Genomic DNA, 13,241 nt, shown 5'->3' with positions numbered 1-13,241 from the left:
CGCCTTGACTACCAGGCGCCATATAACGCCCCGTGGATGCAACCGGCGAGCCGGACTCCCGCTCGCCGGTTGCATCCCAGCGATACAGACTACAGGCCCCCGCGCCGTGCTTCTCTACGTAGCGCTAATCTTCATCTGGCGCTGGTTCCTCGCCGCGCCGGAACACCAGGCTCACGCCGCGAACGGGTCGTTTGCGCTCGAGAGCAAGCGGCGTGCTCTAAAAACTTCGGACACCTTTTCCAATTTGGAAAAGGTAATTTGAATTATTGCCACTGCCTCACTCAACCCTGTGGGCTGGTTGACAGCGCCGGCGGCCTGATCTCGACAACGCGCCTATAGTGGTATAAATCAGCCCTCGTTATCGAAGGGTCGGCAGCAATCATGAACCTCCTGCGCGAAGCAAACGACGGCACCAGCACCCAGCCGATCCCGCTACCACGGCGGCGCGGGTTGATCTTCCCCGCGTTCGCGTGGTCCGGCTTCTCATCCGCGTTCGCCTCGATTGTCGTCGGCAGTTATCTGCAGGCGTCGCTAGGCACGCTTGACGCGCTGTTTGCCGCCATTCTCGGCAACTGGATCCTTTTCATCTATTCGGCGGCGATCGGTTTCGCAGCCGGCCGCTGGGGCTTGAGTTCGCAACTCGTGCTCGAAGCCGTCTTCGGCCGCTGGGGCGCCGTCATCCCCGGCGCGTTGCTCGGCTCGCTCGTCACGGGCTGGTTCGCTTTCCATGTCGCGCTTACCGCCTCGATCCTGGCCGGGATACTGCGTCTGCCAGGCGACTCGACACTCGCGATCTGCGTGATTGGCGTTCTTTTCGCGCTGCCGGCCATTGTCCGCATCAGCCGCGGCTTCAACATGACAGCGATCGCGATCCCCGCGATGGTGCTATTCGCCACCATCGTCATCGCGCATCACCTTGCACCCAGATGGGCTGGTCTGCTGGACGGCCCGATCGGCGGAACCTTGCCGTTTGGCACAGGCGTGTGTATCGCGTTCGGCACCTTCGTCGTGAGCGGCACGATGACCGGTGACATCGTGCGTTACTGCCGTACGGGAAACGAAGCGGTGCAGGCGACCGCATTCGGCTTCCTCCTGTCGAATCTCCCGTTCCTGATTTTGGGCGTGCTGATCGCCGCGGCCGGTATCGGCGTAAACAATCTCTTCACCGCGGGCAACGCCCTATCGTGGCTGCTGTTGGTGCTGGTTATCGTGTCCAACTGGACCACCTGCGATGCGTGTCTGACCAACGCCGGAGCGACGTTCAAAAGCGCTTTTCCCACCCTCCCGTGGACAGCGATCACGGTTGCTGCGACATTGTTGGGCCTTGTACTGGCCGTCACCAACACCGTCGCTGACGTGTCCGGCTGGACGTTACTGCTCACGGCCGTTGTGTCGCCGATTGGCGGTGTGATCGTCGCGGACTATTACGTCCTGCGTGTACGCGTAGGGTTCTCGCGCACGAGGGCGGCGCCCGTCAATCTGGCCGCGCTGTTTGCGATGGGAGCGGGCTTGACGGTGGCATTCATCTGTCACCGGATGTTCCCCGACGTGATCACCCCTTTGATTAGCGCGCCTGCGGCCGGCTGCCTGTATCTCGTTCTGTCCGGTGTGGCGTCGCATCGTCTCGGCACGGATCTCGGTGCGTCTACCGTTGGCGCGGAAGCACTTGACTGATGTCCATGTTCGGCAACCGAACCAGAGCACTCTCCCCGCGTCCTCCAGCCGAGGCGAGAACCGCCATTGTGGTGATCGTTCTGATTTCGTCGCTCGCGTTCCTGCTTTTTCAGGCCCGCAAAGATGCGCTCGACAACCTTCTCCTGCATCAGGCACGTCTCGCGATCCAGTTTGCTTCTGCCGAAGCCCATGCCGATACGCCGGGCGCAGTAACGCTCATCGATGAAGATGTACACCATTCAAACGGCGTGCTCGCAGGCATCGCCGCATGGCCGGGACAGAAGACGATCGCGATTCCGCTCGCATCGGGCTGCGCACATTCTCCCGTCTGCCAAGGTCTATCCGATTCGCAGAACGAAGATACCCAAGGCAAGTTCATCATCCGCAACGGCGCGCTGTTTGCGGCGCTACGTGGCAGCAAGGTCGCCGTTTTGACGTCGGCGCCGCTTTCCGCGCTGGCCGCTGGCCTGTTCGGCCGCATCACGATGGACATTGCCGGCGTATTCTTCCTTGGATGCCTGTTGCTGCTGGTGCGCGAGAGCCGCCTGAGCGACTACTCGGTGCACCGCTTACTGGACGCGTCGCCGATTCCGCTTCTGCTGATTGATGCGCAAGGGCAGATTGAATTCGCCAACCGCCAGGCGCTCGATCTCTTTCTGGACAATCCGTTGCGCTCGCTTGGCAAACTGCAGGAAGGGCTGCGGCGGGAGCCGCATCTGTTCACCTGGCTGATCTCTGAACAGGATCCGAGCGGCGCGACCGAAACGAGCGAGTTTGAAACCGATAGCGGCAGTGCCGTCCGACACCTGCTGGTTTCGCGGCAGTCGTTGCTAGTGCGCTCGAAGCGGATGATCATTGCGAGCGTGGCGGACATCACGGTGAGGCACGACGCCGAAACCGCGCTCGTCAAAGCGAAGAACGCGGCCGAGGCGCTCGAGCGGATGAAGTCCGAATCGCTTGCGATGATAAGCCATGAGCTGCGAACGCCTGTCAACGGGGTGCTCGGACTCGCGCAACTGCTCGTCCAATATGACCTTCCCGAAGGCGCTGCGCAGATTGTGCGCCGGATGATTCAGGCCGGTAAGACGCTGGCAGCGATCATCAACGACATTGTCGATCTCGCCTTGCTCGAAGTTAGGCGCGTCCGGCTCGATCGTCGTCGCTTCGATTTGCGCGAAGTGATCACGGGCGCCGCCACCCTGGCGAGCGCCGCCGCGGTGGAGAAGGGGCTGCTGGTCCGCGTGAGCGCGCTGACGCCGCTGCCCTCAGCCGTCTATGGCGACCCTGCGCGCTTGCAGCAGATCATCATCAACCTGGTCAGCAACAGCATCAAGTTCACCGAGTCAGGGCATATCGAGGTCAAGACGGACGTCGCCGCGCGCCGTGACGACAGTATCGAGATCGTCGTCGAAGTGACCGACACGGGGATCGGGATTCCCCACGACGTCATCCCGCAGCTGTTCCGCCCGTTTTCGCAGGCGGAAACCGGGCATGAGAAACGCTTCGAGGGAACGGGGCTGGGTCTTGCGATCAGCAAAGGCCTCGCTGAAGCGATGGGCGGCTCGATTTCGGTACGCAGCGAAATCGGGCACGGGTCGACCTTCGCGGTGCGTTTGCCGTTCGCGCTAGCGGAGCGTGAGGAGAGCGTGCCGCAGGTCGCGCTGAGCTCGCGCGTGCTGGTGGTCGACGACGTGGTGCTCAATCGCGACGTCGTAAGCGAATTGCTGCGCGCCGAAGGCTGCGATGTGACGTCCGCCGGTTCGGGGCAGGAAGCACTGGATATCCTGAAGACTCAGCAGTTCGACCTGGTGTTGATGGATATCCGCATGCCCGTGATGGACGGGCTAGCCACGACTGCCGCGATCCGCGCGAGCCGCGACCCGCACCGGCATACGGGCCCGATACTCGGGCTAACCGCGAATCCTCTGCCGACTGACAAGCCACTTTATTTGCTGCGCGGCATCGACGGGATCATCGAAAAGCCGGTCGAGGTGGAAACGCTGCGCTCGGCGTTGAGGCAGGCGACGCCGCCGACGCAAAAGGTCGTGACCGAAGAACCAGAGCGCATCGAGCGGCTGCGCCAAACGCTGGGACCGAATCGAACCCTGCGGATCGTCACGGCGTTCGCGCAGACCGCCAGTGACGCCGTTGAAGGCATTGTGAACGATTGCGCCCGCACGAGCCTCGAGAAGGTCGCAGAGAACGCACATCGCCTCGCGGGCGCGGCGTCGAATGTCGGGTTTCAGCAGTTGGCGAACGCCGCCGCGGATCTGGAGCAGATTGCCCGGACGGGTAGCGCGATACAGGTCGCGGACTCGGCGTTGGCCCTCGTCATCCTCTACCGGGATGTGGAGCCCTACGTGCGCACCTTTTTGCCGTCTGCGCCGGTCGGGGCCGAGAACAGATAGCCCGTGCCATGAACAGTTTTGATCAGTTGCGGATTGTCAGGATCGGCCTCGATCTTGCGACGCAAGCGGCGCACAAGTGTGTCGATCGTTCTGTCCATTGACTCAAAGCGCCGCCGTTTGATGGCCAGGATCAGCCGCTCCCGGGACATCACCTGGCCCGTGTTCCGGACGAATACCGACAGTAGATCAAATTCCGCGGTCGTGAGGGGCACGCTTTTGCCCATCGGGTCGGTCAGACCGCGCCCGCGCGTATCGAGCTGAAACTGACCGAAGGACATCACGGAAGGCGCGCTGAAGCTACGGCTGTGCTCAACGCGCCGCAGGAGGTTGCGCACGCGCGGCAGCAATTCACGTTCATCGACCGGTTTCGCGATGTAGTCGTCCGCGCCATACTCGAGGCCGAGAATACGATCGACCTTGTCGTTTCGGCCGGTGATCAAAATGATGCCCATCTCGGACTTTTCGCGCAGATCGCGCGTCAGCGAGAGGCCATCGCGCCCCGGCAGCCGGATATCGAGCAGGACGAGGTCCACCGGACGGATGCGCATGATCCGGTCGAGTTCGTCGGCGTCAGCAGCGCAGCAGATCTCGTAGCCTTCCGCTTCCAGAAAGCCCTCAAGCGTTTCGCGTATAGACGGGTCGTCATCGACCACGGCAATTCGCTGATCAGTCCGTCCGATAGCACACCCCCATATCCTGTCCACAAATTTTAACAAACCGACACAGCCTGTTCAATTGATAGGGGAGACTCGTTCACAAGATCGACCGATAGTTACCACACCACCAGGTAACCGAATCAGGAGATCAGCATGGACGTCAAACAACAGATCTGCGGCATGGACGCAGTCGCCCTCGCGAAGGCCATTCGCACCAAGGAGCTTTCTCCTGTTGAAGTGGTCGAGGCGCACCTCGCACGAATGGAAGTGCTCGAGCTGTCGATTCACGCGTTCTGCACTATCACGTCGCAAGCGGCGCGCGAGCAGGCGCGCCAGGTGGAAGCACGCATTTTGCGGGGCGACGAGGTGGGCGTACTGGCAGGCGTGCCGGTCGGCATCAAGGACCTCGTCAGCACGGCGGGCATCAGGACCGTGTCCGGCTCGCCTGCGTACAAGGATTTTGTACCCGACGAAGACGACGTGGTCGTCGAGCGCCTTAAAAAGGCCGACGCAATCATCGTAGGAAAGACCAACGTTCCGGAATTCGGTTACAGCGGTGTTGGCCACAACCCGGTGTTCGAAACCACCCGCAATCCGTGGAATCTTGCCATGACGCCGGGCGGCTCCAGCGCGGGTTCCGGCGCGGCGGTAGCGAGCGGCGAAGTGCCTTTTGCCATTGGCAGCGATGGCGGCGGATCGATCCGCATTCCGGCAGCACATTCGGGAATTTACGGCATCAAGGCGTCGATGGGACGCGTGCCGCTCTATCCCGGTTGCCGTGATGAACGCTACCCGGGCGTCTCGAGTTGGGAGAGCCTCGAACATATTGGTCCAATGAGCCGCACGGTTGCGGACAGCGCATTGATGCTGTCGGTGATCGCCGGACCTGATTCGCGTGACCGTCACTCACTGCCGTCCGCCGGTTTCGACTGGCAGAAAGCGCTCGACGGCGACCTGAAAGGGCTGCGCGTCGCCTACAGCCCGGACTGGGGCTATGCGGCAGTCGACCCGCAAGTGCGTCGCGTAGTCGACGACGCGGTACGCGTCTTCGAGCGCGATCTGGGCTGCAGTGTCGAGATTGCCCATCCGGGCTGGAGCGATCCCTTCGACGCGTTCTGGGCCATCGTCGCGATGGACACTGACCTCGCGGGCATGCGCGAGATGGCGGCGAAGTGGGGCAAGGAGATGTCACCGCATCTGGTCGCGTTTCTGAACCACCCGTGGACTGCGGAGGACTTCACCAACGCAATGGTCACCCGCAAGAGCGTGGTGAACAAGATGTGGCGCTTCATGGCGAACTACGACCTGCTGCTGACGCCCACGTTGACGGTTCCACCTTTCCCCGTTCATTGCCAGGGACCGGAGAAAACCGACGGCCGCATGGTCGCACCGACGCAGTGGCTCTCGTTCACCTATCCGATCAACCTGACCGGGCAGCCAGCGGCGTCGGTGCCGGCAGGTTTCACAAGTGACGGACTGCCAATCGGTCTGCAGATCGTCGGCCGTCATCTCGACGATCCGCTAGTGCTACGGGCGTCGGCGGCATTCGAGCGGGCGCGTCCGTGGGGCAATACGGTGCCGCCACTGCTCAAGGAACTCGGCCTCGTCCAGTAAACAGCCATCCAGCGTGGAAACCCAGGGGAACATCATGACCAGTTCGACCGAACAGCACGGCCTCGACGAAGAGTTCGAGCACAAGCCTGTCCCACTCTCGCATCGTCACCGGTTGTCTTCGGTCGCGGCCGTCTGGTTCGGCTTTCCAATGATCATCACGAATGCGGTATTCGCCGGCATCATTGCCTACAACCTCGGATTTTCGTAAGCACTGCTTGCGATCCTGATAGGCAACGCGATTCTGCTTGCGTACGTGGGCACGTTGAGCTTCATCGCCGGTAATACCGGCCGCAGTTTCGCGCTGCAGGCCGAGCGGACCTTCGGCAAGAAGGGCTATGCGATCACCTCCGGCTTTCTCGCGACTGTGGTTGTCGGATGGTTTGCGTTTCAGACCGGCCTCACCGGGACTACCGTGCACGCGTCGTTCGGATGGAACGAAACGGCGACCATCGTAGCAGCCACGCTGCTCTATACCGCGGTGACGTTTATCGGCATTCGCGCGCTTTCGATTGTCGGCATGATCGCCGCGCCGCTCTATTTGATCCTGGGAATTGCGGCTCTGTATCTGATCGGCTCGGAGCATTCGCTCTCAGGTGTGCTTCTTTACGGCGGCGCCGGCGCGAATGGCTTCATGTCCTTTGGGGGCGCCGTCACGCTGGTGGTGGCGACGTTTGCCGATTCCGGCACGATGACCGCGGATTTCACCCGCTGGTCGAAGGACGGCAAGAGTGCGGTCTATGCGACTCTCACCGCATTTCCACTTGCCAACATGGTCGCGCAGGTGTTCGGCATCGTGATCGTATGCGCGGGAGCCGCCGCAGCGCCGGCGACAGAAGGCGGCAACTTCATGGCGGTGCTGACCAGTCATGGCGGTCTGCTGTCCACCATTGCGCTGATTTTCGTCTTTGTGAACCTCGGGTCGGTGTGCACGCATTGCCTGTATAACGGTGCGGTGGGCTGGGGACGCATCGCGAACAGAAAGATGAGAACGATGACTGTCCTTCTCGGCTTGCTTGGCGGATTGCTGGCCGTGGCAGGTGTGTGGAGTCTGTTCCTGAACTGGCTGAACTTGCTCGGCGTGCTTGTGCCACCGATCGGCGCGGTGATCATCGTAGATCAGATCCTCGTGCGACATTACTCGTACGAGGACAGCGTGCCGAACTTCCGCAGCAGCGCGTTCGCCGCGTGGGCATTTGGCGCGCTCGTCGCCATGCTCGTGCACGCGACGGCGCCGTGGTTCTCCGATGCGGTCGCCGGGATGCTGGTGGGTGGGGTGGCGTATTATGCGCTGTCCATTGGGGCGAGGCGCACGGTGCGTCAGCGCAACGGTTTGCTTTAAGGGCGAGTGAGCCCAGCGTCTCTCGTTGACGCTGTGGGCTCCCATCCTTGAAACCATTTGAAACGCTCTTCAATACCGGTTCAGCGGCGGCAGAGGCGGTTCTGCCTGCCGCTCTTTCCTTGCGCGCTTCATAGCACGACGAAGCGAAGTCTCTGCTTCAGTCCAGTGAAGCGCCGCACTTGCCTGGTTGGAGTAATGACTGTTCACCGCATGCACCAACGGTGCGATTGCGTGGCTGCTTTCGCCGTCCGGGCGCTTCTGCAGGTCCAGCCGTGCAGGCTGTCCAAACTCGTGGCTTCGATCCATCCAGCGATAGAGCGCCGGAATGATGTGCTGCGGAGAACCTTCACGTGTGGCACGCCGCAAAGTTCGCCACGCGGGAGCGGCTCCCTCGGCATAACGACGTCTGGCGGCAATCGCAAGTTGCCGCACACGCCCGTAGAACGTCAATAACCTCGGATAGGCCCAGACCAGTGCGAACACTCCAATAAGAAGCAGGCCTAACAGAACCACTTGCCTACGATCGATCACCACGATCCGATGAGCCGCATCTTTGGTAAATGCGTCGACGGGTATCGCAAAGAGCGGTTTCTCTGTCGCGGCCACCGCTGAAAGGGTGACGGACGGCAGGACGATTGTTTCCTTTCTCTGTGTATTCGTATTCCACCATTCGATCGTGAGCGCGGGCAATGTGAATTTGCCGCCGTGGTCGACGACATACGTCACCGCGTCGGTGCGTTCGCCTGCCACTAACCCGGCACGGTCCTCCACGATATCTTTGGTCGTCGCAGCCTTCGGATAGCGCTTGAGGCCAGCCACGTCGGAGAAATTGACTGGCGGAATAAGCATGGACTGCGTTCCCGCTGCCCTTTGCGTGATGGTTCGAGTGACCTGATCACCCACTTTCACACGTTCCTGCGACGGCTCGACTGCCTGCGTGGCAACCAGCTTCTGCGCAGGAAAAAACGTGCTCATCCCTTCTGCGCCGGCTGGCACGGTGGCGGCGAACGTCAGCAGCGGGGTCATCAGCTTCACAGGCCCGCTCGCCTGCCCCGGTTGCACAGTGATCGCAAACGACGGGATCGCGAACGGTCCACCGGTTTGCGGCACGATGCGATAAGCGCGGCTCACGCCAAACCAGTCCACGCCGTTGATCACCTCGTGGAGGTTTTCGGCCTGCTCGTCGGGCAAGCTGACGATCGCCCCGGGAACCGTAAAGAGCGGCCAGTCCGGCGCCTCGGTAAACCAGGTCGTGGTCAGGCAGTCCACCACGAGCTTGATCTGGCTGCCCGCCACGACCGGGCCGGAAGGTTCGAGGTGGGCTCGGATCATCAGTTGCGGCGCAGTGTCGGCACCCGAGGCCCGCGCCGCAGCGCACGCGAAAAACGTCAGTAAGAACAGCAAGCGGATCAATCGAAACATTCTCATGGCGCACTCGCACTAGCGCCGCCCGACTCCTGCTCGAAGCGTTGACGCAGGAACACCGCCGGCGACATGTTCAGGCTGCGCATCCACACATCCTCTGAGGGTACCGGGATCAGCGTACTTTGCTGGATGCCGCCTTTCTTCTTCTGCATTTTGACGTCGTCCGACTCTTCGTCCTCCTCATCCTGTTGCGGATCCTGCTTCGGTTTGATCAATAGTTGCCGCATCAGTTGGCGATTCGCTGCGGCCTGGCGCAACCCCGGTTCGAGCGCCAGTGCATTGTCAAAGGCCTTGATTGCACCGGTGTAGTCCTCGAGATGCGCGAGCGTGTTGCCCTGGTAGAAATACGCTTGCGCTGTTTTCAGGCGTGAGAAGGTTTCCAGCGCGCCCGCATAGTCACCCGCAAGATACTGCGCGCGACCCTTCCACATCGGATCGTCGAAGCGTTGCGCGGCCGTCCTGAAGTCACCATGCTCGAAGCTCCATCGGCCCTGCTGGTCGTGTGTCGCGAACAGGTCCTGCCAATGCCAAGAAGCCGCGTGGGCGATATGAGGGGTGGCGCCGCTCGCCAGCGCAACGAGAATGACCGGCAGCCATTTAACGGTCCACCCTTTGCGAAAGCCCCACAGTCCGAGCAAGAGTAACGGCACGACCAGCCAGTAGCCCGCCTCCTTCCAGCGCGGTACGCGCTTCGATTCATCCGCCTGCGCCAGCCACGCGCGCGCCCGATGCTGCACCCATACAACGTCGTCGTTGTCCACGCGCATACTCGCAAGCGGAATGTCTGCCTCGTCGGCCACCTTCTTGATGCCCGCCGCGTCGAAGGTGCCCATCAGCGGATGGCCTTCGGGATCCATCGCGATCATCCCATCTGCGCCGCGGATCGGACCGCCGTTCTCCGTCCCCACCGCAAGCCAGAGAAGCTGCTGACGCGATTGTTTGGCCTTTTGTACGAACGCGTCCGTCTGATTCTCATCGAAACCGTCGGTCATGAAAACGATCGTGCCGGCCACCGGGTCATTCGCCAGCAATCGTTCGGCGATCTCGAGCCCAGCTGTCACGTTCTTGCCGTCAGCCGGCATCAATGATGGAGACAGCGCGGGAACGTACAGTTCGAGCATGGCGGGATCCGCAGTCGGAGGCACAACCAGATGCCCTGTGGACGAGAACACCACCAGCCCGGTTCGCGCCCCCTTACGCGCGGCGGCCAGATCGAGCAGCTTCTGTTTGGCACGTTCCAGACGCGTGGGCGCGACATCGGTCGCATCCATCGAATGAGCCAGTTCGAGCACCACCACGAGCGGTGCCTGATCCTGATTGAATGGCGGACGTTCCTGTTCCCACGTGGGGCCGGCGACCGCAATCGCGCCGATAGCGATCAGCAACGCCAGGGTGTGAATCGGTTGAACCCGACGCCGCGCGCTATATCCGACAATCAGATGCTCCAGTAACTCAGGCGCAATGATGTTGCGCCAACGGGTCCGCACATTGTTACGGCGAAACCAGCAGACCGGCAGCAGGATGGCGGGAATCAGCAGCAATAGCCATAGGGGGCGCAAGAAATGAAACGCGGTGAGATCAATTTCCATGACTCACCTCAGCGATCGTCGCCCGCTCGGGAGCCGGTTCGCGGCGTGGCGAACGAAGCATCGCAATCAGTAATGCCAGGCAGTGGTACAGCGCGAAAACCAGCAGCGCAATGGCGAGCGGAATCCAGAAAAAATCACGCTGCGGCCGGTAGATTTCACGTTTCACCTTGTCGGGCGTGATCCTGTCGAGCGTCTTGTAGACGTCAACCAGGTCCTCCTCTTTGCCTAATGCCCGAAACGCGCGGCCGCCGGTGATATCGGAGATGTGCTGCAGCGCTTCGAGATCCACTTTATCCTCGCCGGTCGCCTCCGGATCGCCAATGCCGATGGTATGAATGACGAGCTTGCGCCCCTTGGCAATTTCGGCCGCCTGCTCGGGTGGAATGGCGCTTGCCGTATCGTTACCGTCGGTTAAAAGGATCAGGACTTTCTCGGACGCGGGAGAGTTATCCATCAGCTTCACGGTCAGACCGATGGCATCGCCGATTGCCGTGCGCGGACCGGCCATGCCGATCTGCATCTGGTTCAGCAGCACCAGCACGCTATCGTGGTCCAGCGTCAACGGCGCCTGTGGATAAGCCGCCTGACCAAACACCACGAGGCCGATCCTGTCATCCTTGCGCTTCGCAACGAAGTCCGCCACCACGCGCTTGACCGCGGTCAGCCGGTCCATGCGCTCACCCGTCGCGGCATTCACGAAATCGCGGGTGCTCATTGATTGGGACAGATCGATGGCCAACATCAGATCACGCGCCGGCTCCTCGTGCGTGACGGGCGCCTCAACGTAGACGGGTTTGGCGGCGGCGATCACAAGCAGCACCCACAGGAACGGCATCATCAGGCGCTGCAACCAGTTGCTGCGCAAACGCACGCCGCCGGGCGCGGGCTTCTCGCCGACCGCGTCGGCGATCTCGTGAAAGAACGGCATGCGCACTGCGGATGCGGTGGTCCGATAGGCCGGCACCAGCCACCACACCAGGATCGGCAGGGGGAGTAGCAGAAACGCCCACGGGAAATCAAATTTCCACATGATGGTGTGCGATCCAGTCACGTGTGACGCTCACCAGCATCTGCGCATCGTGCTCAGACACGGCGGCGATCTGTTCCGCAGGCGCGTAGCTAACCAGCGAAAGCAGCGCGCCGCTACGCTGATCGAAGTGGCCGCGCGTACGCTCGAGATACGATAGCCACTCCTCGCCGCCAAGCGCTGCCACGCGCTCGCGGGGCGCGACCGCAAGTGAGGTGCGCTTGATGAGTGGCGGGATGGCGGCCAACGCCGACACCCGTTCCTCCGGATTCTTTAGCGCCGCTTCGATACGCTCCAGATGCGCCAGCGCGACACGTCGATAGCGCTGTTTGCGATGATGCCGCCACGCAGCCCATGCACACCACGCCAGCGCCGCGAACAACACGAACCCAACCACCCACCATCCCACAGTTTGCGGCGCCCACGAGGCCGGCGCGGGCAACGGTAGTTCCTGCAAAGGCTGCAGCACACCAGGCGTGTCAGCCGGCACGAGCATGGCAGGAGCATCCGCTTTCATAGGCCACTACCCAGCGTGGCTCGTGCTCGCTCGCCGAACAGTCGCCGGACCTGATCGACAGTGGGCTCGTCAGTCGACAACGCCATCAGCGGCACGCCGCTCGAGCGCAACAACTCGGCCACTTCGGCCGCGCGCCCTTTGAACAGGCTGGCTAACGGTGCCCTGACGCGTTCGTTCTCGGTGCGCAACTCGACCTGCAGATACCCTTCGCTCACAACCAGCGCGCGATGTTCCGGCATCCGTTGCGAAAGCGGATCGAACACCATCGCTGCGATCACGTCGTTGTGCCGCGACAGTTGCCGCAGCAGTTGCCGCGTTCGCTCACCTGCGCCGGCGAAGTCGCTCAGGATACAGATCAGATAGTCATGCCCGGCCAGATGCAGCACGCCTTCCAGCGCGCTATCCAGTTGCCCGTAATGGGTCCGATGTTGACTGTCGGCGTGCAAGGCATTGTTCATTCTGGCCAGCGTGCCGAACAGCGTTTTGATGCGGCTGCGGCTGCGCAAGGGCCGCACGCGCACGACGGAGCTGTCATCGAAGATCACGCCGCCCACCCGGTCGCCTGCAGCAAAGCCCATCCACACGGCGAGCGCGGCGGCCTCAGCGGCAACTACGGATTTGAATGCGCGGCTCGAGCCGAAGAACATGCTCATGCGCTGGTCGACCACCACCAGCAGCGGGCGATCACGCTCTTCCGTATAGGCGCGCACCTGTGGCTTACCGAGGCGCAGCGACACTTTCCAGTCGATATGCCGGATGTCATCCCCAGGAAGATAGCCGCGAATCTCTTCGAAATTGAGGCCGCGCCCGCGCAAGCGCGACGCGTGGTTGCCGGACAGAATGCTCGACACTGGTGCAGGCGCAACGAAGCTCAAGCCGCGTGCGCGAAACTCGAGCTTTGCCAGATGCGCCGCGTCGACATAGACACTACCGATTGCTGATCCGGATCCCGCCACCATCACTCCCCTCTGGTGCTGCTTCGATCAAAAAAC

General features: G+C 61.9%; 11 protein-coding genes. 5 read left to right on the top strand and 6 right to left on the bottom strand.

What is annotated here, in order from left to right; all coding sequences use genetic code 11:
- Positions 1-381 precede the first annotated feature (381 nt).
- A complete protein-coding gene (locus P3T40_RS20245; protein ID WP_429269508.1) occupies positions 382-1,674 on the top strand; it encodes a purine-cytosine permease family protein in 1,293 nt (430 codons plus the stop codon).
- Between the two features lie 5 nt (positions 1,675-1,679).
- Entirely contained in the window at positions 1,680-4,082 is a 2,403-nt protein-coding gene (locus tag P3T40_RS20240) for an ATP-binding protein (protein ID WP_429269507.1), read from the top strand.
- Here P3T40_RS20240 and P3T40_RS20235 read toward each other — a convergent pair.
- Positions 4,031-4,735, bottom strand: a complete 705-nt coding sequence (locus tag P3T40_RS20235; protein WP_429269506.1) for a response regulator — start codon at positions 4,733-4,735, stop codon at positions 4,031-4,033. The two genes, P3T40_RS20240 and P3T40_RS20235, sit on opposite strands and share 52 nt — an antisense overlap.
- Positions 4,736-4,891: 156 nt before the next feature.
- On the opposite strand from P3T40_RS20235, the gene P3T40_RS20230 reads away from it, so the two are divergent.
- From P3T40_RS20230 to P3T40_RS20220, 3 genes are read left to right on the top strand one after another with little or no spacing between them, the layout of a single operon-like run.
- On the top strand, positions 4,892-6,352 hold the full coding sequence (locus P3T40_RS20230; protein WP_429269505.1) for an amidase: 1,461 nt from the start codon (positions 4,892-4,894) through the stop codon (positions 6,350-6,352).
- 34 nt (positions 6,353-6,386) lie between these two features.
- Entirely contained in the window at positions 6,387-6,560 is a 174-nt protein-coding gene (locus P3T40_RS20225) for a hypothetical protein (RefSeq protein WP_429269504.1), read from the top strand.
- A 3-nt stretch (positions 6,561-6,563) separates the two neighbouring features.
- Positions 6,564-7,691 carry a cytosine permease gene (locus P3T40_RS20220; protein WP_429269633.1) on the top strand — a complete coding sequence of 376 codons (1,128 nt, stop codon included), beginning with the start codon at positions 6,564-6,566 and terminating at the stop codon, positions 7,689-7,691.
- A 69-nt stretch (positions 7,692-7,760) separates the two neighbouring features.
- On the opposite strand, the gene P3T40_RS20215 is transcribed toward P3T40_RS20220, so the two are convergent.
- From P3T40_RS20215 to P3T40_RS20195, 5 genes are read right to left on the bottom strand one after another with little or no spacing between them, the layout of a single operon-like run.
- Positions 7,761-9,119 (bottom strand): hypothetical protein, encoded by a 1,359-nt coding sequence (locus P3T40_RS20215; RefSeq protein WP_429269503.1) that lies wholly within the window; start codon positions 9,117-9,119, stop codon positions 7,761-7,763.
- On the bottom strand, positions 9,116-10,705 hold the full coding sequence (locus P3T40_RS20210) for a VWA domain-containing protein (RefSeq protein ID WP_429269502.1): 1,590 nt from the start codon (positions 10,703-10,705) through the stop codon (positions 9,116-9,118). Before P3T40_RS20210 ends, P3T40_RS20215 begins: the two co-directional genes overlap by 4 nt.
- Positions 10,695-11,735, bottom strand: coding sequence for a vWA domain-containing protein (locus tag P3T40_RS20205; RefSeq protein ID WP_429269501.1), 1,041 nt, complete (start codon positions 11,733-11,735; stop codon positions 10,695-10,697). The genes P3T40_RS20210 and P3T40_RS20205 overlap by 11 nt, the downstream gene beginning before the upstream one ends.
- Positions 11,722-12,249, bottom strand: coding sequence for a DUF4381 domain-containing protein (locus tag P3T40_RS20200; protein WP_429269500.1), 528 nt, complete (start codon positions 12,247-12,249; stop codon positions 11,722-11,724). The genes P3T40_RS20205 and P3T40_RS20200 overlap by 14 nt, the downstream gene beginning before the upstream one ends.
- Complete coding sequence (locus P3T40_RS20195) at positions 12,246-13,205, bottom strand: DUF58 domain-containing protein (protein ID WP_429269499.1); 960 nt, start codon at positions 13,203-13,205, stop codon at positions 12,246-12,248. Before P3T40_RS20195 ends, P3T40_RS20200 begins: the two co-directional genes overlap by 4 nt.
- Between the last annotated feature and the right edge of the window lie 36 nt (positions 13,206-13,241).

Origin of the sequence: Paraburkholderia sp. EB58 (assembly GCF_050436665.1) — a bacterium.
In the GTDB taxonomy this organism is placed as follows: domain Bacteria; phylum Pseudomonadota; class Gammaproteobacteria; order Burkholderiales; family Burkholderiaceae; genus Paraburkholderia.
This window is presented reverse-complemented; position numbering and strand designations above follow the sequence as displayed.

Bases quoted from the DNA above. Each gene is read 5' to 3' on its own strand.
- P3T40_RS20225 (WP_429269504.1), top strand. From the start codon at position 6,387: ATGACCAGTTCGACCGAACAGCACGGCCTCGACGAAGAGTTCGAGCAC.
- P3T40_RS20210 (WP_429269502.1), bottom strand. From the start codon at position 10,705: ATGGAAATTGATCTCACCGCGTTTCATTTCTTGCGCCCCCTATGGCTA.
- P3T40_RS20240 (WP_429269507.1), top strand. From the start codon at position 1,680: ATGTTCGGCAACCGAACCAGAGCACTCTCCCCGCGTCCTCCAGCCGAG.
- P3T40_RS20215 (WP_429269503.1), bottom strand. From the start codon at position 9,119: ATGAGAATGTTTCGATTGATCCGCTTGCTGTTCTTACTGACGTTTTTC.
- P3T40_RS20230 (WP_429269505.1), top strand. From the start codon at position 4,892: ATGGACGTCAAACAACAGATCTGCGGCATGGACGCAGTCGCCCTCGCG.
- P3T40_RS20205 (WP_429269501.1), bottom strand. From the start codon at position 11,735: ATGTGGAAATTTGATTTCCCGTGGGCGTTTCTGCTACTCCCCCTGCCG.
- P3T40_RS20200 (WP_429269500.1), bottom strand. From the start codon at position 12,249: ATGAAAGCGGATGCTCCTGCCATGCTCGTGCCGGCTGACACGCCTGGT.
- P3T40_RS20245 (WP_429269508.1), top strand. From the start codon at position 382: ATGAACCTCCTGCGCGAAGCAAACGACGGCACCAGCACCCAGCCGATC.